Origin of the sequence: Pseudonocardia humida, from assembly GCF_023898865.1 — a bacterium.
Lineage (GTDB): Bacteria > Actinomycetota > Actinomycetes > Mycobacteriales > Pseudonocardiaceae > Pseudonocardia > Pseudonocardia humida.
In genome coordinates, this window is record NZ_JAGSOV010000045.1 from 23,585 (window position 1) to 41,776 (window position 18,192).

The 18,192-nt window shown below is 74.3% G+C and carries 20 protein-coding genes; 17 read left to right on the plus strand and 3 right to left on the minus strand.

The genetic code is table 11. The annotated features are described in order from the left end of the window. Nucleotides 1-73 precede the first annotated feature (73 nt). Nucleotides 74-751 (plus strand): L,D-transpeptidase, encoded by a 678-nt coding sequence (locus KDL28_RS21695; RefSeq protein WP_252441296.1) that lies wholly within the window; start codon nucleotides 74-76, stop codon nucleotides 749-751. 52 nt (nucleotides 752-803) lie between these two features. Further along, nucleotides 804-2,240: a class II fumarate hydratase gene (locus KDL28_RS21700; protein ID WP_252441297.1), complete on the plus strand. Its 1,437-nt coding sequence runs from the start codon at nucleotides 804-806 to the stop codon at nucleotides 2,238-2,240. Nucleotides 2,241-2,251: 11 nt separating this feature from the next. On the opposite strand, the gene KDL28_RS21705 is transcribed toward KDL28_RS21700, so the two are convergent. Beyond that, nucleotides 2,252-3,220, minus strand: a complete 969-nt coding sequence (locus KDL28_RS21705) for a helix-turn-helix transcriptional regulator (protein WP_252441298.1) — start codon at nucleotides 3,218-3,220, stop codon at nucleotides 2,252-2,254. 145 nt (nucleotides 3,221-3,365) lie between these two features. Between KDL28_RS21705 and KDL28_RS21710 the strand changes: the two genes are divergently transcribed. Next, nucleotides 3,366-3,878 (plus strand): DinB family protein, encoded by a 513-nt coding sequence (locus tag KDL28_RS21710; RefSeq protein WP_252441299.1) that lies wholly within the window; start codon nucleotides 3,366-3,368, stop codon nucleotides 3,876-3,878. 49 nt (nucleotides 3,879-3,927) lie between these two features. Beyond that, nucleotides 3,928-5,436, plus strand: a complete 1,509-nt coding sequence (locus tag KDL28_RS21715) for an ATP-dependent DNA ligase (protein WP_252441300.1) — start codon at nucleotides 3,928-3,930, stop codon at nucleotides 5,434-5,436. Between the two features lie 28 nt (nucleotides 5,437-5,464). Here the strand turns inward: KDL28_RS21715 and KDL28_RS21720 are convergent, their stop codons facing one another. Then, nucleotides 5,465-5,884, minus strand: a complete 420-nt coding sequence (locus KDL28_RS21720) for a PaaI family thioesterase (protein ID WP_252441301.1) — start codon at nucleotides 5,882-5,884, stop codon at nucleotides 5,465-5,467. A gap of 65 nt (nucleotides 5,885-5,949) precedes the next feature. Here KDL28_RS21720 and KDL28_RS21725 point away from each other — a divergent pair, with 65 nt between their 5' ends. From KDL28_RS21725 to KDL28_RS21785, 13 genes are all read left to right on the plus strand, one after another. Next, on the plus strand, nucleotides 5,950-6,378 hold the full coding sequence (locus KDL28_RS21725; protein WP_252441302.1) for a MarR family winged helix-turn-helix transcriptional regulator: 429 nt from the start codon (nucleotides 5,950-5,952) through the stop codon (nucleotides 6,376-6,378). Nucleotides 6,379-6,475: 97 nt separating this feature from the next. After that, the gene (locus KDL28_RS21730; RefSeq protein WP_252441303.1) at nucleotides 6,476-6,928 is read left to right on the plus strand and encodes a hypothetical protein; all 453 of its coding nucleotides are present in this window, start codon (nucleotides 6,476-6,478) and stop codon (nucleotides 6,926-6,928) included. Further along, nucleotides 6,925-7,242 (plus strand): winged helix-turn-helix domain-containing protein, encoded by a 318-nt coding sequence (locus KDL28_RS21735; protein ID WP_252441304.1) that lies wholly within the window; start codon nucleotides 6,925-6,927, stop codon nucleotides 7,240-7,242. The genes KDL28_RS21730 and KDL28_RS21735 overlap by 4 nt, the downstream gene beginning before the upstream one ends. Nucleotides 7,243-7,316: 74 nt before the next feature. Beyond that, nucleotides 7,317-8,756, plus strand: coding sequence for a GuaB1 family IMP dehydrogenase-related protein (locus KDL28_RS21740; RefSeq protein WP_252441305.1), 1,440 nt, complete (start codon nucleotides 7,317-7,319; stop codon nucleotides 8,754-8,756). A 13-nt stretch (nucleotides 8,757-8,769) separates the two neighbouring features. Then, a complete protein-coding gene (locus tag KDL28_RS21745; protein WP_252441306.1) occupies nucleotides 8,770-10,005 on the plus strand; it encodes a kynureninase in 1,236 nt (411 codons plus the stop codon). Further along, nucleotides 10,002-10,853 (plus strand): tryptophan 2,3-dioxygenase, encoded by an 852-nt coding sequence (gene kynA / locus KDL28_RS21750; RefSeq protein ID WP_252441307.1) that lies wholly within the window; start codon nucleotides 10,002-10,004, stop codon nucleotides 10,851-10,853. Before KDL28_RS21745 ends, kynA begins: the two co-directional genes overlap by 4 nt. Nucleotides 10,854-11,040: 187 nt before the next feature. Then, nucleotides 11,041-11,352: a hypothetical protein gene (locus KDL28_RS21755; protein WP_252441308.1), complete on the plus strand. Its 312-nt coding sequence runs from the start codon at nucleotides 11,041-11,043 to the stop codon at nucleotides 11,350-11,352. Next, nucleotides 11,352-11,645, plus strand: coding sequence for a hypothetical protein (locus KDL28_RS21760; protein ID WP_252441309.1), 294 nt, complete (start codon nucleotides 11,352-11,354; stop codon nucleotides 11,643-11,645). Before KDL28_RS21755 ends, KDL28_RS21760 begins: the two co-directional genes overlap by 1 nt. 10 nt (nucleotides 11,646-11,655) lie before the next feature. After that, nucleotides 11,656-12,663, plus strand: a complete 1,008-nt coding sequence (locus KDL28_RS21765; protein ID WP_252441310.1) for an MvdC/MvdD family ATP grasp protein — start codon at nucleotides 11,656-11,658, stop codon at nucleotides 12,661-12,663. Continuing rightward, nucleotides 12,663-13,202 (plus strand): MauE/DoxX family redox-associated membrane protein, encoded by a 540-nt coding sequence (locus tag KDL28_RS21770; RefSeq protein ID WP_252441311.1) that lies wholly within the window; start codon nucleotides 12,663-12,665, stop codon nucleotides 13,200-13,202. The genes KDL28_RS21765 and KDL28_RS21770 overlap by 1 nt, the downstream gene beginning before the upstream one ends. A 22-nt stretch (nucleotides 13,203-13,224) precedes the next feature. After that, complete coding sequence (locus KDL28_RS21775) at nucleotides 13,225-13,770, plus strand: TlpA family protein disulfide reductase (RefSeq protein ID WP_252441312.1); 546 nt, start codon at nucleotides 13,225-13,227, stop codon at nucleotides 13,768-13,770. Next, nucleotides 13,767-15,572, plus strand: coding sequence for an ABC transporter ATP-binding protein (locus KDL28_RS21780; protein WP_252441313.1), 1,806 nt, complete (start codon nucleotides 13,767-13,769; stop codon nucleotides 15,570-15,572). Before KDL28_RS21775 ends, KDL28_RS21780 begins: the two co-directional genes overlap by 4 nt. 100 nt (nucleotides 15,573-15,672) lie before the next feature. Further along, nucleotides 15,673-16,479, plus strand: a complete 807-nt coding sequence (locus KDL28_RS21785) for an SAM-dependent methyltransferase (protein ID WP_252441314.1) — start codon at nucleotides 15,673-15,675, stop codon at nucleotides 16,477-16,479. A gap of 73 nt (nucleotides 16,480-16,552) precedes the next feature. Here KDL28_RS21785 and phoH2 read toward each other — a convergent pair whose 3' ends face one another. After that, a complete protein-coding gene (phoH2, locus tag KDL28_RS21790) occupies nucleotides 16,553-17,887 on the minus strand; it encodes an RNA 5'-3' helicase PhoH2 (RefSeq protein WP_252441315.1) in 1,335 nt (444 codons plus the stop codon). Between the last annotated feature and the right edge of the window lie 305 nt (nucleotides 17,888-18,192).

Below are 18,192 nucleotides of genomic sequence, written 5' to 3' on the forward strand. Positions count from 1 at the left end.
AGCCCCCGGCGCGGATGCTTCTCGAGGAGTGGCTTCGCCTCGCCGGAGTCGCCGCTGACCTGGGGGGTTCGCCATGCGGGCGTTTCGCGCCTTCTCACTGACCGTGCTGACCGCGGTCATCGCGCTGGTCTGCAGCGCCGCGGCCGGCGGCCCCGCCAACCCCGTCGCGCCCGCCCGCGCGGCGGCCCCGGCCGCGGTGGTCGCGGCGCCGCCCCCCGCGCCTGCCGCCGCTCCCGCTCCTGCCGCCGCTCCCGCTCCTGCCGCCGCTCCCGCTCCAGCCGCCCCTGCGCCCGCTCCGGCCGCGGCGCCCGCCGTGCCCGCGGTCCCGGTCGTCGTCCCGCAGGAGGCGCCCGCCCGACCGGCCGCGCCGCCGAAGGCCCCGACCGCCCCGAGCGCCGTCCCCGGCACGCCGTGCCTGTCCAGCGCCCGCGCCTGCGTCGACCTGTCGGCCAACCAGGCCTGGCTGATCAGCGGCGGCGCGATCTCCTACGGCCCGGTGCCGATCACCAGCGGCCGCAAGGGCTACCGGACCCCGCCGGGCACCTTCAACGTCACGTTCAAGAACCGCCACCACGTCAGCTCGATCTACGACGCGCCGATGCCGTACTCGGTGTTCTTCAACGGCGGCATCGCCTTCCACCAGGGCAGCCTGCGGGAGAAGTCGCACGGGTGCATCCACCTGTCCCGCGCGGCCGCGCGGGAGTTCTTCGGCTCGCTCGGCCGCGGCGATGTGGTGCAGGTCGTGCGGTAAGCGACAGCACGCGCGGGATGCGCCCCCGCACGCCGGGCGGAAGACTCTCGTCATGGCCACCGACGACGCAGCCGCCCCCACCGGCGCGGACAGCTCCGGGTTCCGCACCGAGCACGACACGATGGGCGAGGTCCGGGTACCCGCCGACGCCCTGTGGCGGGCCCAGACCCAGCGCGCCGTGCAGAACTTCCCGATCTCCGGCCGCGGCCTGGAGCGATCCCAGATCCGCGCGCTCGGCCTGGTCAAGGCGGCCGCGGCGCGGGTCAACGGCAAGATCGGGGTGCTCGACGCGGAGAAGGCCGACGCGATCGCGGCCGCCGCCGACCGGGTCGCCGCGGGCGAGTTCGACGACCACTTCCCGATCGACGTCTTCCAGACCGGGTCGGGCACCAGCTCGAACATGAACGCCAACGAGGTCATCGCCTCGGTGGCGGCGGCGTCCGGCGTGCAGGTGCACCCGAACGACCACGTCAACGCCTCGCAGTCGTCCAACGACGTGTTCCCGACGACCATCCACCTGGCCGCGACCGAGGCCCTGGCCACCGACCTGGTCGACGCGCTCGACCACCTGGCGGGCGCGCTGCGCCGGCGCGCGGGCGACTGGGCCGACGTGGTCAAGGCCGGCCGCACGCACCTGATGGACGCCGTCCCGGTCACCCTGGGCCAGGAGGCGGGCGGGTGGGCCACCCAGGTCGAGTACGGCGCCGACCGGGTCCGCGGCGTCCTGCCCCGGCTCGGCCAGCTGCCGATCGGCGGCACCGCGGTCGGCACCGGCATCAACGCGCCGGAGGGCTTCGGCGCCATGGTCGTCGACGAGCTGCGCACCGCCACCGAGCTGTTCGTGCTGACCGAGGCCGAGGACCACTTCGAGGCGCAGGGCGCGCGCGACGGGCTGGTCGAGGCGTCGGGCGCGCTGCGCACGATCGCGGTGTCCCTGTTCAAGATCGCCAACGACCTCCGCTGGCTGGGCTCCGGCCCGCGCGCAGGCCTGGCCGAGCTGCGCCTGCCCGACCTGCAGCCGGGCAGCTCGATCATGCCGGGCAAGGTCAACCCGGTGATCAGCGAGGCGACGATGATGGTGGCCGCGCAGGTCATCGGCAACGACGCCACCGTCGCCTTCGCCGGCAGCCAGGGCAACTTCGAGCTCAACGTGATGATGCCGGTGATGGCCCGCAACCTGCTGGAGTCGGCGCGGCTGCTGACCGCGGTGGCCCGCCTGCTGGCCGACAAGGTCGTCGACGGCGCCGAGGCCGACGTCGAGCGGGCCCGCGAGTACGCCGAGTCGTCGCCGTCGGTGGTGACGCCGCTGAACCGCTACCTCGGCTACGAGGAGGCGGCCTCGATCGCGAAGCAGTCGCTCAAGGAGCGCAAGACCATCCGCGAGGTCGTGGTGGAGCGGGGGCACGTGCGCGACGGGAAGCTCACCGAGGAGCAGCTCGACACCGCGCTCGACGTGCTGGGGATGACCCGCGGCAGCGCCGGGGGCTGACCGCGGCCGCGTCAGGCGGGCTCGGCCGCGGCGCGGGCGAAGCGGGTGGCCAGCTCGCCCACCAGGGTGCGCAGCCCCGGCGGTGAGACCACCTCGAACTCCTCGCCGAGCACGCCCAGCGCCATGGCGGGCCAGGACAGGTCGTCGGTGGTCATGGTGACGCGGGTGCGCTCGGGCCCGAGCTCCTCGACGACGAACCACCGGCCCATGCGCTCGCGCACCGCGGCCGCCGGGGCCTCGACCAGCGCCTCCACCGCGTGCGACGCCGGGATGCGGGTGATCCCGGCCCGGACGAACGCCGCGGCGTCCTCGGCGGGCAGCTCGCGGGGGCGGAACCGGGCGCCGGTCCCCCGCGGGCCGGTGACCCGGTCGAGGCGGAAGCTGCGCCAGTCGGTGCGGTCGAGGTCGTAGGCCACGACGTACCAGCGCCGCCCCAGCGACACCAGCCGCAGCGGCTCGGCGTGACGGGCCGTGTCGGCGCCGTCGTGGGCGGTGTAGCGGAACCGCACCCGCTCGGCGTCGCGGCAGGCCTGGGCGAGGACGGAGAGCACGTCGGGGTCGACGGCCGGGCCGGGCGCGCCGCCCCACGAGCCGGGCACGGTGACCGCCCGGACGGCGTCGACGCGGCGGCGCAGCCGGGCCGGCATGACCTGCACGACCTTGGCCAGCGCCCGCGCCGCGGCCTCCTCGATGCCCGAGGTCGCGCCCTGGGTGGCGGCCTGCATCCCGACCGCCAGCGCGACGGCCTCCTCGTCGTCGAGGATCAGCGGCGGCAGCGACGCCCCCGCGGCCAGCTGGTAGCCGCCGTCGACGCCGCGGCTGGCCTCGACGGGGTAGCCCAGCTCGCGCAGCCGGTCGACGTCGCGGCGCAGCGTGCGGGGCGAGACCCCGAGCTTGTCGGCGAGCACCGGGCCCGGCCAGTACCGCCGCGTCTGCAGCAGGGACAGCAGCCGCAGGGTGCGGGAGCTCGTGTTCGCCATGGGTCCATCCTGCGCCGGATTCCGGTCAGGAAATGACCGTTGGGCAACATTGAGGTCAGGAAGTGACCGCTGCACCCCCTAGCCTTGTCCCGGTGAGCGAGTCGGGGATCCGACCCCACGATCGAGAGGCCAGGAGATGACGACGATGGAGCAGACCCTCACCGGTGAGCGCGCCGACCTGCTGGAGACCCTGCGGATGCACCGCGCCCTGCTGCGCGGCACCGCCCGCGACCTGACCGACGAGCAGGCCGCCACCCGCAGCACCGTCAGCGAGCTGACCGTGGGCGGGCTGATCAAGCACGTCGCCCTCATGGAGTCGCAGTGGGTCGACTTCATCGAGCAGGGCACCTCGGCGATGGAGTCGTCCCCCGACGACGACTGGGCGGAGTTCGGCAACACCTTCCGGATGCTGGAGGGCGAGACGCTGCAGGTCCTGCTCGACCGCTACGACGAGATCGCCCGGCGCACCGACGAGGTGGTGGCGACGCTGCCCGACCTGGACCTGTCGCACCCGCTGCCGGAGGCGCCGTGGTTCCCGCCGGGCGCGCGCCGCTCGGCCCGCCGGGTGTTCATGGGCCTCATCGCCGAGATCGCCCAGCACGCCGGGCACGCCGACATCATCCGCGAGGCGATCGACGGCCAGAAGTCGATGGGCTGACGACAGGTCGGCGGGGGCGGCTGTCGGTCGGCGCTGCCAGGATGGGTCCATGCTGCTCAGCGACGTGGTCGCCACCTCGGCCGCGGTCGGGGCCACCCGCTCCCGCACCGCCAAGGCCGCCGCGCTCGCCGACGCACTGCGCGCGGCCGCCCCGGCCGAGGTGGAGGCGGTCACCGCGTGGCTGTCCGGGGAGGCCCGGCAGGGCCGGATCGGCGCCGGGTGGCGCACCCTGGCCGCCCTCGACCACGCCCCGGCCGCCCAGCCGTCCCTGCGGGTCGACGTGGTCGACCGGCTCCTCGACGAGCTGGCCGCCACCACCGGCAGCGGCTCGGTCGCCCGCCGCGCCGCGCTGCTGGGCGAGCTGTTCGGCGCCGCGACCGCCGACGAGCAGGCCTTCCTGCGCCGGCTGATCACCGGCGAGCTGCGTCAGGGGGCGCTGGAGGGCGTGATGCTGGAGGCCATCGCGTCCGCCGCCGAGGTGCCGGCCGCCGTGGTGCGCCGCGCCTTCATGCTCTCCGGTCGACTGCCCGGCACCGCCGCGCTGGCCCTGTCCGGTGGGGTCGAGGCCCTGCGGGCGGTGGCGCTGCGGGTCGGCACCCCGGTCCGGCCGATGCTCGCCTCCCCGGCCGACTCGCTTGACGGCGCCCTCGCCGACCTCGGCTCCGACGTCAGCGTCGAGTACAAGCTCGACGGCGCCCGCATCCAGGTCCACCGCGACGGCGCCGACGTCCGCGTCTGGACCAGGACGCTGCGCGAGATCACCGCCGCCGTCCCGGAGCTGGTCGAGTTCGTCCGCGGCCTGCCGTGCACGTCGGTCGTGCTCGACGGCGAGACCCTCGCCCTCACCGACGAGGGCCGCCCCCGCCCCTTCCAGGAGACGATGAGCCGCTTCGGCGCCGCCGCCGGCGACCAGCTGCTGGCGCCCTTCTTCTTCGACTGCCTCGCCCTCGACGGCGCCGACCTGCTCGACGAGCCGCTCGCCGTCCGGCTGGAGGCCCTGGAGACGGTCGCCGGCGCGCACCGCATGCCGGGGCGGCTGCGGCCCACCCCCGACGAAGCAGCGCAGGTCCTGGCCGACGCCATGGACGCCGGCCACGAGGGCGTCATGGTCAAGTCGCTGGCCGCCCCGTACGCCGCGGGCCGGCGCGGCAAGGCCTGGCAGAAGGTCAAGCCGGTGCACACCCTCGACCTCGTCGTGATCGGCGCCGAGTGGGGCTACGGCCGGCGTACGGGCTCGCTGTCCAACATCCACCTCGGCGCCCGCGACCCCGACGGCGGCGAGCCGATCATGGTGGGCAAGACGTTCAAGGGCATGACCGACGAGCTGCTGGCCTGGCAGACGGCCACCTTCCCGCGGTACGCGCGGGAGGAGGTGCCGGGCGCGGTGCTGCTGCGCCCGGAGCTGGTCGTCGAGATCGAGCTCGACGGCGCCCAGCGCAGCACGCGCTACCCCGGCGGCGTGGCGCTGCGGTTCGCCCGGGTCCTGCGCTACCGCCCGGACAAGACCCCCGCCGAGGCCGACACGATCGACGCGGTGCGGGCGATGCTGCGCGACTGACTCGGTTTCGCGCGGCCCGTTCCGACCGCTACCGGGCGCCGGGGAGCGTGGCGATGGTGCCCTGCGCGACGGCGCAGAGGGTCGGCTCCCCCGCGTCGCTCAGCGCCTCGACGTCGCACCGGCACACGACCCGCGCCCGCCCGGCCCGTACCACCCGGGCGCGGGCGCGCAGGGTGCGGCCCGTGGCCGGGCGCAGGTAGTCGATGGTGAGCCCGGCGGTCACCAGGCCGGAGCCGACGGCCGCGCCCGCGGCGAAGGTGAGCGCGTTGTCGGCGGCGTAGCTGAGCACGCCGCCGTGCACGAAGCCCATCTGCTGGCGCAGGTCGTCGCGGATGTCCAGCTCCAGCACCGCCACCCCGTCCCCGAACTCGGTCAGCCGCGCCCCGAGCAGCCGGCTGAACGGCTGCGACTCCAGGATCCCCTGCGCGTACTCGAGCGGTGTCGTCATCCCCACCTCACTTCGCATCTGAAGTGAGCATCGCGCCCGCCGCCGCCGACTGTCAAGATCGCGGGGTGGCCGACCCCGATCAGCGCCTGTTCTTCCTGCTCCAGCGCGCGGCGCACACCCTGCGCCTGGCCGCCGACCGGCGCTGCCTGGCCGCGGCGGGCATCACGACCGCGCAGCTCGGCGCGCTGTACGCCGTGCGCGACCAGCCCGGGACCACCCAGCGGCAACTCGCCCGCACCCTCGGCCTGCGGGAATCCGCGGTCACCGGCCTGGTCGGCCGGCTCGTCGCGGCCGACATGCTGACCCGCGGCGCCCACCCGGACGAGCACCGAGCGGTGGTGCTCGAACTCTCGACGAGGGGCACCGAGGCCCTCGCCGCCGTCCAGCCCGAGGTCGACCGGTTCAACGCCGAGCTGCACGACCTGCTGGGCGACGGGTTCGACAGCACGTCCGAGGCGATGCACCGACTCGCGCACTGGAACCCCGCCGAGTGACCTCGCGGTGCCTCCACCAGCGGATCCGACTTGCCAGTCAGGAAAGTGAAGTGCTAACTTGCCTGCAAGGAAAGTCAAACGTGTGGAGGTGGAACCGATGGTCGACTCCGAGGAAGCGCGCGCCCGCCTGGCCGAGATCGCCGAGCGGCGCAAGCAGGTGCTCGACGGCACGACCCGCGGGCGGCACCGCGGCTGGGACACCACCGGACTGGTGGCGCTGGTCGCCGGCTTCGCGGCGATGGACCTGCCCGTGCCGATGGCCCTGCGGCTCAGCCTGTTCGGCGGAGCGGTGATCGCCGCGCTCGCCTGCTTCACCCACGCCGGCCGGCACGGCCGGGTGGCCATGCACAGGTCCCAGATGACCCCCCGCTTCTGGGCCCTGCTCGCCGGCGGCGCGCTGGCCTCCGCCGCGCTCACCGTCGCCGGCCTGCGGCTGCTCGACCAGATCGACTTCCCGCTGCGCAACACGCTCGTCGGCGTGGTGCTGGCCGTCTTCATCGCGGCCACCCACCCGCTCTACCGGGCGCTGCTGCTGCGGACCGCCCGGTGAGCACACCCCCCGGCTTCGACGAGCTCATCCACCCGCCGACCCGGCTCGGCCTGGTGGCGCTGCTGGCCGCGACGCAGTGGGCCGAGTTCAGCTTCCTCAAGGAGAGCCTCGGACTCAGCGACTCGGCGCTGTCCAAGCAGGTCTCGACGCTCGCCGAGGCCGGGTACGCGGAGGTGCGCAAGGAAGGCGCCGGACGGCGGCGGCGCACGCTGGTCAGCCTCACCGACCAGGGCCGCACGGCGTTCGACGGCCACGTCGACGCACTGCGGCGGCTGGTCGGACCCACCGTGGTGAGCCCGGCGGAGGCGCCGTAGCCGGCGTCCGGCCCGGCCGGACGCCGGCCGCGACCGGAACGAACGCGGCCGGACGGGCGTAGTATCCCGATACCGTGCGCTTTCTCGACGCCCAGCGGCCCGGTCACGACCTCACCTACGACGACGTCTTCCTCGTTCCCGGCCGGTCGTCGGTGGCCTCCCGGTTCGACGTCGACCTCGCCACCGCCGACGGTTCGGGGGCCACGCTGCCCGTCGTCGCGGCGAACATGACCGCGGTCGCCGGCCGCCGGATGGCCGAGACGCTGGCCCGTCGGGGCGCGCTCACCGTGCTCCCGCAGGACGTGGCGCCCGAGGCGGTGGCCGACATCGTCCGGTTCATCAAGTCCCGCCACGCGGTGTGGGACACCCCGCTCGTCCTGTCCCCCGGCGACGCGGTGGCCGATGCGGTCAACCTGCTGGCCAAGCGGGCGCACCGGGCCGTCGTCGTGGTCGACGACGGCGGGCGCCCCGTCGGCACCGTCGACGAGGCCGCCTGCACCGGGGTCGACCGCTTCACCCGGCTCGCCGACGTGCTCGAACCGTCCCCGCTGACGCTGCCGCTGGACACCTCGCCGCGCGAGGTCTTCGAGGCGCTCGGCGGGCGGGGGGTCGCGCTCGGGGTCGACGCCGACGGCCGGCTGGCCGGTCTGCTCACCTCGCTCGGCGCGCTGCGCGCCGACATCTACCGCCCCTCCCTCGATGCCGACGGCCGGCTGCGCACGGCGGCCGCCGTCGGCATCAACGGCGACGTCGCGGTCAAGGCGAAGGCGCTGCTGGACGCCGGTGTCGACGTGCTCGTGGTGGACACCGCGCACGGCCACCAGGACAAGATGCTGGAGGCGCTGCGGGCGGTGCGCGGCGTGGTCACCGACGCCGGGGCCGCGGTGCCGGTGGTCGCGGGCAACGTGGTCACCGCCGAGGGCGTGGCCGACCTGGCCGAGGCCGGCGCCGACATCGTCAAGGTCGGGGTCGGGCCCGGCGCGATGTGCACCACCCGGATGGCCACCGGCGTGGGGCGGCCGCAGTTCAGCGCGGTGCTGGAGTGCGCCGAGGCCGGGCGGCGGCACGGGGTCCGCATCTGGGCCGACGGCGGCGTGCGCCACCCGCGCGACGTGGCGCTGGCGCTGGCCGCGGGCGCGTCCGCGGTGATGATCGGGTCGTGGCTGGCCGGCACCTACGAGTCGCCGGGCGACCTGCTGCGCGACGAGTCCGGCCGGCTGTACAAGGAGTGCTTCGGGATGGCGTCCAAGCGCGCCGTCGGGGCCCGCACCCGCGGGGACGGCGCCTTCGACCAGGCCCGCAAGGCCCTGTTCGAGGAGGGCATCTCCAGCTCGCGGCAGTGGCTCGACCCGCGCCGGCCCGGGGTGGAGGACGTGCTCGACGAGATCTGCTCCGGCGTGCGCTCCACCTGCACGTACGCCGGCGCCCGCACCCTCGACGAGCTGGCCGAGCGCGCCGTCATCGGTGTGCAGACGATGGCAGGCTTCACCGAGGGCACACCGCACGGCCTGTGAGGGGACCGCTGTCATGACCACGACCACGACCACCTGGCGCGAGCTCGCCGCCGAGCTCGACGCCGCCGACCCGCTGGCCGGGGTGCGCGACGAGTTCCTGCTCGACTCCGCGCCGGGGGTGACCGCGTACCTGGACGGCAACTCGCTGGGCCGGCCGCTGCGGGCCACCGCCACGAGGATGACGGCCTTCATCGAGCGGGAGTGGGGCGGGCGGCTGATCCGGGGCTGGACCGAGGGCTGGATGGACTGGCCGCAGCAGCTCGGCGACCAGCTGGGACGGGCGGTGCTCGGCGCAGCGCCCGGGCAGACCGTCGTCGCCGACTCGACCACGGTGATGCTCTACAAGCTGGCCAGGGCCGCGGTCGACGCCGCGGCCGACGGCCGCGACGAGATCGTCTGCGACACCGACAACTTCCCCACCGACCGCTACGTCGTGGAGGGCATCGCGGCCGAGCGCGGCTGCCGGGTGCGCTGGATCGAGACCGACCCCGACGCCGGGATCACCCTCGACCAGGTGCGCGCCGCCGTCGGGCCGCGCACCGCGCTCGCCCTGTTCAGCCACGTCGCCTACCGGTCGGCGCACCTCGCCGACGCCCCCGGCATCACCCGGGCCGTGCACGACGCGGGCGGGCTGGTCCTGTTCGACCTCAGCCACTCCGCGGGCTCGGTCGAGCTCGACCTGGACGGCTGGGGCGTCGACCTGGCGGTGGGCTGCACCTACAAGTACCTGTGCGGGGGGCCCGGCGCCCCGGCGTTCGGCTACCTGGCCGCCCGCCACCACGGCGTGCTGCGCCAACCGGTCCAGGGCTGGATGGGGCACGCCGACCCGTTCGCGATGGGACCGGGCCACACTCCGGCCGCCGGGGCGCGGGCGCTGCTCAGCGGCACGCCGCCGATCGTGGCCATGGTCCCGGTGCGCTGCGGGCTGGACCTCGTCGAACGGGTCGGGATGGCGGCGATCCGGGCCAAGTCGGTGCTGCTCACCCGGTTCGCCCTGGACCTCGCCGACGACCTGCTCGCCGGCGCCGGCGTCACGGTGGCCAGCCCGCGGGCCGACGCCGAGCGCGGCGGGCACGTCACGCTGCGCCGCCCGGACTTCCGCGCGGTCAACGACCGGCTGTGGGAGGCGGGCGTGATACCGGACTTCCGCGCCCCGGACGGCATCCGGCTGGGGCTGGCCCCGCTGAGCACCAGCTTCGCCGAGGTGCTCGAGGGCGTGCAGGTGCTGGCCCGGGAGGCCGGCCGATGACCTCCAGCAACGACCGGCCGGTGGAGCGCGAGGTGGTGCGCGACTTCCGCGAGGCCATGTCCTACGGCGACTACCTGCACCTCGACGAGCTGCTCTCGGCCCAGCACCCGGTCAGCCGGCCCCCGCACCACGACGAGATGCTCTTCATCATCCAGCACCAGACCTCGGAGCTGTGGCTCAAGCTGGTGCTGCACGAGCTGCGCGCGGCCATGCGCCACCTCGCCACGGACGATCTTCGGCTGGCGCTGAAGAACCTGGCCCGGATCAAGCACGTGCAGCGCACGCTGATCGAGCAGTGGTCGGTGCTGGCCACCCTGACCCCGTCGGAGTACCTGGAGTTCCGCGGGTCGCTGGCCAGCTCGTCGGGCTTCCAGAGCCAGCAGTACCGGGCCGTGGAGTTCGCGCTCGGCAACAAGAACGCCGCCATGCTGGAGGTCTTCCGCCACGACGAGCCGCGGCAGCGGGAGCTGGCCGAGCTGCTGGCCGCGCCGAGCCTCTACGACGAGTTCCTGCGCTACCTCGCCCGCCAGGGCTGGCCGGTCCCCCGGGAGGTGCTCGACCGCGACGTCACCAAGACCCACGTGCTGCACGACGGGGTGGTCGAGGTGTTCCGCGGCGTCTACTCGCAGGTGGACCAGCACTGGGGGGTCTACGAGGCCTGCGAGGACCTGGTCGACCTGGAGGACAGCTTCCAGGTCTGGCGGTTCCGCCACCTGCGCACGGTACAGCGCACCATCGGCTTCCGGCGCGGCACCGGCGGCTCGTCGGGCACCGGCTTCCTGGCCCGCGCGCTCGACCTGACGTTCTTCCCGGAGCTCTACGCGGTCCGGACCGAACTCGGCGACTGACCGCGCAGCGCCTATCACCGTCATCACCGCGCGGTTCGTGCGCGCGCAATGAAAAGCGGCCATCCGCCCGCTTTCCGCCCGCGGATCACGGCGCTCGCCCCAGCCGCGGTGACCGCCAACGGCCCAGCCCGTTCGACGCCGTTCGGTCGATTGTCCGCGAGAACGCGATCCGGCAGCATCAATGGGCGTGACCAGCACGGGACCGACATTCCTGCGGATGGATCGCCCGGAATTGTCGGAGGGCAACGTGATGGTCGTCCGCTCCGTACCCCCCGCCGACCGGCAACAACGACGGTTGAGCCCGTCGTCCCCCTTGGCGTACCTGTTCGAGAACGTTTCCCCGTACGAGCCGGACAGCGATGTCGAGATGAATGCCGGGCACTACGACCAGACCGAACTGGTCTGGTCGTTCTCCGGTGAGGTGACCGCGATCGTCGGCCTCACCGAACCCACTGGCCCCGGGGACGACCGTTCCCGGCCGACGGATGGAGGTCTGTGATGTCCGCTCCGGTTCTGACCAGGAACCCGCTCCGCACATCCCGCTCGATGCTGCACGGGCACGTGGTGCCCGACGGCGTCACGCCCACCGAGAGCGGCCTGCCGCTGGCCTACCAGTACTCCGAGTTCCGGGTGGAGGGCGAGCTGCCCTTCATCGACATGGGCCGCTACGACGAGGACCTGCAGGTCTGGGTCGTGCCGGACGGCGTGCCGACCATGGGCATCGCCACGAAGACCCGCACGTCCAACGGCACCCAGTGCGGCGACTGCACCAGCGACGACGCCTGCGGCTGAGTCGACGACGATGGCGCAGCACCCCACCGTCCTGATCCTCACCCAGGAGTTCGACCCCACCGTCGACCCGGTCGTGCGCGCGCTGCGCGAGCGGGACGCCGAGATCGTGCGCGTGGACCTGAGCTACTTCCCGCAGCGGCTCAGCCTCACCGCGTCCGACTTCGGGGCAGAGCGGCGGGTGCTGCGCCACCGCGACCGCGTCGTCGACCTCGACGCCCTGTCCGGGGTCTGGTACCGGCGCCCCACGACGTTCGCGTTCGACCCGGAGATGGGCGCCGCGGAGGTCGAGTTCGCCCGGAGCGAGGCCCTGCACGGCGTCGGGGGCATCCTGCGCGCCACCGACTGCCTGTGGGTCAACCGCCCCGACCTCGACGGCACCGCCGAGCTCAAGCCCTACCACTCGCAGCTGGCCAAGCGGCTGGGCTTCCGGACCCCGCGCACGCTGATGACCAACGACCCCGACGAGGTCACCGCCCTGCTGCGCGACAGCGGCGGGAAGCTGGTCTACAAGGCGCTCAGCGGCGGGGTCGTGCACTACCCCGGCGCGTTCCCGAACGGCCTGCTCACCACCGTCGTCGGCGACGAGATGACCGAGCACGTCGACCGCGTCCGACACACGATCTGCACGTTCCAGGAATACATCGAGAAGGCCTACGAGATCCGTCTCACGATCATCGGCAACACCTACTTCCCGGTCGTCATCAGCTCGCAGTCCGAGGAATCGACCGCGGTCGACTGGCGGGGCGCGGACGAAATGCCCTACGGCGACTACGTCCCGCTGCCCGACCACGTCGTGAAGAACGTGCACGCGCTGATGGACGATCTGGGACTGGTCTACGGGGCGATCGACTTCATCGTCACCCCGGACGGCGACTTCGTCTTCCTGGAGGTCAACCCGAACGGCCAGTTCATCTGGATGGAGCACGACCTCGGCCTGCCGATGAGCACCTGCTTGGCCGAGCTGCTGATGTCCGGACCGACGTTCCGGCGCGGCGACGTGACCCAGATCGGCTACTGATGCTCGCCGCCGCGCTGACCGCCGCGGTGGCGGTCACCTTCGCGATGTCGGCCGCGGCCAAGCTCGCCGACCCGGGGGCGTTCCGCCGGTCGCTGCCGGCGACCCTCGGGGTGGCGCCGCTGCGCGCGAACCGCCTCGCGCCCGCGGTCGTGGCCGCCGAGCTGGCCGTGCTCCCGCCGCTCGTGCTCGGGGCGTGGTGGGTCCCGGCGGCGCTGCTCGGCTTCGCGTCGGCCGCCGCCCTGCTGATCGCGTTCACCGCGGCGCTGCTGTCGATGATCCGGCGCGGGGTCACCGAGCCCTGCCACTGCTTCGGCGCCCAGGATTCGCCGCCGGGTCGGCTCGACCTGGTCCGCAACGGCCTGCTGGCCGGGTTCGCCGTGGCCGGGCTGGTCGTGGCCGCGGTGGCCGGGCCCGTCGTCGGGAGCTCCGCGGTCGAGGTGGGCGGCGGGGCGCTGCTCGGGGCGGCCGCGGCGCTGCTGGTGGTGCGGCTGGACGACCTGCGCTGGATGGTCGGGCCGGTGCTGCCCGGCCTCGGCTGAGGACGAGGGAGGACGGGGAACGGTGTCGGAGTCCGCTGTCGTGCTGGCCGTGCTCGGCCCGCTCGGCCTGGCCAACCTGGTGCTGGTGGTCGGGCTGCTGCACCGGCTGCGCCGGCACGACGCGCTGATGCAGACCATGATCGACGGGGTGGCCAACCCCCGGTCGACGATGCTCGAGGCCGGCGAGGAGGTCCGGGCGTTCGCCGCTGCCACGGTGACCGGCGCGCCGGTCGGCTCCACCGATCTGCGCGGTCGCACCCTGGTCGCCTTCCTGTCGCCGACCTGCCCGGCGTGCATCGACTCGCTGCCGCTGTTCACGGCCAGGGCCCAGCTCACCCCGGGTGGCCCGGCGCAGGTGCTGGCCGTCGTCGTGGGTCACGACGGGGAGACCGCCGAGCTGCGCGAGCGGCTCGAACCGGTGGCCCGGGTCGTGGTCGAGCAGCCGTCCGGGCCGGTGGCCGCGGCGTTCGGCGTCGTCGGCTTCCCGGCCTTCGCCGTGCTGGACGAGCACACCGTGGCGGCCAGCGACTTCGCCCTGGAGCGGCTCCCGGAGACCGCGGCGGCGTGAGCGCGCCGGCCGCGCCGGACCGCGAGCGGCTGCTGCGGCCCGCACTGGCCCTGGCCCGCGAGGTCGCCGCCCCGCTGCTGGTGCTGCGGCTCGCGGTGGGGGTGGTGACCGCGGTCGTGCCGGTCGGCGTCGCCTGGCTGATGAAGGTCGTGCTCGACCGGCTGGTCGGGGGCGGTGAGCTGGCGCTGCCGGTGGCCGGGCTCGCTCTGGGCGGGGTGGCCGCGGCCGCGCTGCCCCAGCTCGTCCAGTACCTCGACGCGGAGCTGGGCCGGGCCTTCACGCTGGCCACCCGCCGGCGGCTCTACGCGGCCGTGGGCCGGCTGCGCGGGCTCGCCCGGCACGAGGACCCCGAGTTCCAGACCCGGCTGTCGCTGGCCACCGAGGTCGGCCCGGCCGGCCCGGCCGAAGTGCTGACCAGCTCGATCGGCGTCCTGCAGGGCGCGGCGATGGCGGCGGGGTTCCTGTCCGCGCTGGCCGTGGTCAACCCATGGATGCTGCTGGTCGTGCTGGCTGCGGCCGCCCCGACGCTGCACGTCGAGCTGGCGCTGAGCCGCCACCGCGCCGCCATGATCACCCGACTCGGGCACGCGGCCCGCCGCGAGCACTTCTACGCCCAGCTCATCTCCAGCGTCGAGGCGGCGAAGGAGATGCGCCTCTACGGCCTGGACGGGTTGTTCGCCGCCCGCATGGCCACCGAGTTGCGCCGGGTCGACGCCGGCTACCGGGCGGCCGATCGGCGCGAGCTGCGCGCCCAGGCCCTGCTGGGCGGGCTCGGCGCGGTGGTCGCCGGGGGCGGGCTCGCCTGGGCGGTGGCCGCGGCGGGCCGCGGGGAGCTCAGCGTCGGCGACGTGTCGGTGTTCGTGGCGGCGGTGGCCGGCGTGCAGGGCGGGCTGAGCGTGGCGATCAGCGGCTGGGCCCAGGCGCACCACGCGCTGCTGCTGTTCGGCCACTACCAGCACATCGTGCGGGCCGAACCGGACCTGCCGGTCCGCGGCCCCGGCCGCCCGGTGCCCGACCTGCGCACCGGCATCGAGTTCCGCGACGTGTGGTTCCGCTACGCCGACGACCTGCCGTGGACCCTGCGCGGGGCCTCGTTCACCCTGGGCGCCGGCGCGGCCACCGCGCTCGTCGGCGCCAACGGGGCCGGCAAGAGCACCGTGGTCAAGCTGCTGTGCCGGTTCTACGACCCGACGGCCGGGCGCATCCTGTGGGACGGGACCGACCTGCGCGAGCTCGACCTGGACGCGCTGCGCCGCCGGATCGGGGCGGTGTTCCAGGACTTCATGCACTACGAGCTGTCCGCGGCGGAGAACATCGCCGTCGGCGACGTGGCGGCGCTGGAGGACCGCGAGCGGGTGGCGCAGGCCGCGGCGTGGGCCGGGGTCGCCCCGGTCGTGGAGGCGCTGCCGCGCGCCTACGACACCATGCTGACCCGCGTCTACATGTCCGCCGACGTGGGCGACGACCCGGTCACCGGGGTCGTGCTGTCCGGCGGGCAGTGGCAGCGCCTGGCGCTGGCGCGCGCGGTGTTCCGCCGCGACGCCGCGGTCGTCGTGCTCGACGAGCCGAGCTCGGGGCTCGACGCGGCCGCCGAGCACGAGCTGCACGAGCGGCTGCGCGAGCTGCGCGCCGGGCGCACCAGCCTGCTCATCTCCCACCGGCTCAGCACGGTGCGCGACGCCGACCTGGTCGTCGTGCTGGCCGACGGGGTGGTCGCCGAGTCCGGGACGCACGCGGAGCTGATGGCCCTCGACGGCCGCTACGCCACCCTGTTCCGGCTGCAGGCCAGCGGCTACGCCTGACCGCGGGAACCGGACCGCCCGCGGGCCGTGCGCGGGCGCAGCGCCCGCGGGTGATCACGCCCAGTAGGGTTGCGGCGACCCGATCGGGAAGGACCGCGCCATGGCAGACGACCCGTCCGCTCCCTCCGACGACGTGATCGACGTGACCGTGCCGCACTCCGCCCGCATCTGGAACTACTGGCTGGGCGGCAAGGACAACTACGAGGTCGACCGGGTCGCGGGCGAGCAGTTCCGGCAGGCGTTCCCGGCGATCGCCGACAACGCCATGGCGTTCCGCCGGTTCCTGCAGCGCGGCATCCGGTACCTGGCCACGGACGCCGGGATGCGCCAGTTCCTCGACATCGGGACCGGCCTGCCCACCGCGTCCAACACCCACCAGATCGCGCAGTCGGTGGCCCCCACCTCGCGGGTCGTCTACGTCGACAACGACCCGCTCGTGCTGGCGCACGCCCGCGTCCTGCTCGACTCCAGCCCCGAGGGCGCCACCGACTACCTGCACGCCGACCTGCACGACACCGACGAGATCCTCACCGCGGCGGCGCGCACCCTGGACTTCGACGAGCCCGTCGCGCTGATCCTCAGCGGGATCCTCGGCCACGTCGCCGACTACGACGAGGCCCGCGCCGTCGTCGGCCGCCTCGTCGGCGCCCTCGCCCCCGGCAGCCACCTGCTGATCTGCGACGGCAGCGACACCAACGCCGAGCTCAACGCCGCCCAGCGCCAGCACAACGACCGCGGCGCGGTGCAGTACCACCTGCGCAGCCCGGAGCAGTTCGTCGGCTACTTCAGCGGGCTCGAGCTGGTCGAGCCCGGCGTCGTCCCGTGCCCGCGGTGGCGCCCGGAGCTCGCCGAGGCCCGCGAGCCGGTCGACGTCGACGCCTACGGCGGCATCGGCCGCAAGGCCTGACCGTCGAGAACGACGTCGTCGCCGATTCTGGCCGGTCCACACGGCGACGACGTCGTTCTCGACGGGGGACGGGTCAGGCGGCGGGGCCCTCCAGCATCTCGGTGACGAGCGCGGCGATCGGGCTGCGCTCGCTGCGGGTCAGCGTGACGTGGGCGAACAGCGGGTGGCCCTTGAGCTTCTCGATCACCGCCGCGACGCCGTCGTGCCGGCCGACGCGCAGGTTGTCGCGCTGGGCCACGTCGTGGGTGAGCACCACCCGCGACGCCGTGCCCAGCCGCGAGAGCACGGTGAGCAGCACGTTGCGCTCCAGCGACTGCGCCTCGTCGACGATGACGAACGAGTCGTGCAGCGAGCGGCCCCGGATGTGGGTGAGCGGCAGTACCTCCAGCAGACCCCTGGCCAGCACCTCGTCCATCACGTCCTGGCTGACCACGGCGCCGAGGGTGTCGAAGACGGCCTGCGCCCAGGGCCCCATCTTCTCCGACTCGCTGCCGGGCAGGTAGCCCAGCTCCTGCCCGCCCACGGCGTACAGCGGCCGGAAGACCACGACCTTGCGGTGCTGCTGGCGCTCCAGCACGGCCTCCAGCCCCGCGCACAGCGCCAGCGCCGACTTGCCGGTGCCGGCCCGGCCGCCCAGGGAGACGATTCCGACGTCCGGGTCGAGCAGCAGGTCGAGCGCCACCCGCTGCTCGGCCGAGCGACCGTGCAGCCCGAAGGCCTCGCGGTCGCCGCGGACCAGCTTGACCCGCTTGTCCGCGGTCACCCGGCCCAGCGCGGACGCCGGTCCGGTGAGCCGCAGACCGGTGTTGCACGGCAGCTCGCGGGCGAGGTCGTGGTCGATGACACCCTCCCGGAAGAGGGCGTCGACGTCGGTCTGGGTGACCTCCAGGTCGGTCATCCCGGTCCAGCCGGAGGGCACCACGTCGAGCGCGGTGTACTCGTCGGCCTTCAGACCGACCGCGGCCGCCTTGACCCGCAGCGGGATGTCCTTGGTGACCAGCACGACCTCACCGCGGCCCTCCAGGCGCCGCTCGGCGGCCAGGTTGAGCGCGCAGGCGAGGATGCGGCTGTCGTTGGCCTCGGTGCGGAAACCGGCGGGGAGCACCTCCGGGTCGGTGTGGTTGAGCTCGACGTGCAACGTCCCGCCCGCGGTGCCGATCGGCACCGGGGCGTCGAGCCGGCCGTGTTCGACGCGGAGCTCGTCGAGCATGCGCAGCGCCGTGCGAGCGAACCACCCCAGTTCGGGGTGGTGCCGCTTGCCCTCGAGCTCGGAGATGACCACCAGCGGCAGGACGACCTCGTGCTCCTCGAACCGGGTCAACGACCAGGGGTCCGACAGGAGTACGGAGGTGTCGAGCACGTAGCAGCGGGCGGCGTCCGATTCGGGGGCGTAACGACCTTCGGTCACGGGTGCTCCCTCGTGGGCGCGGCACCGCGCCCACACTCTGGTGGGCCGGCCGGCCCTGGTTGGGACCTCCGCGCAACCGCCGCGGGGGCCCGCGAGGGCCGGGTGCCGGCCCCCTCGGGTGCTTTCACCACGACCAGGGCCTCCCCGGGTGGTCCGCATCGGATACGGACCAACCGCCGATCACGCTACCGGCGGTCACCCCGGTGCGGTCAACAGCGACGCGCGGTCGCGGGGGGTCGACGCGCCGAGAATTAACACGAATGCCGACCGTTCGGCGCCTGGAGTTGACCTTCCGTCGCCCAGGT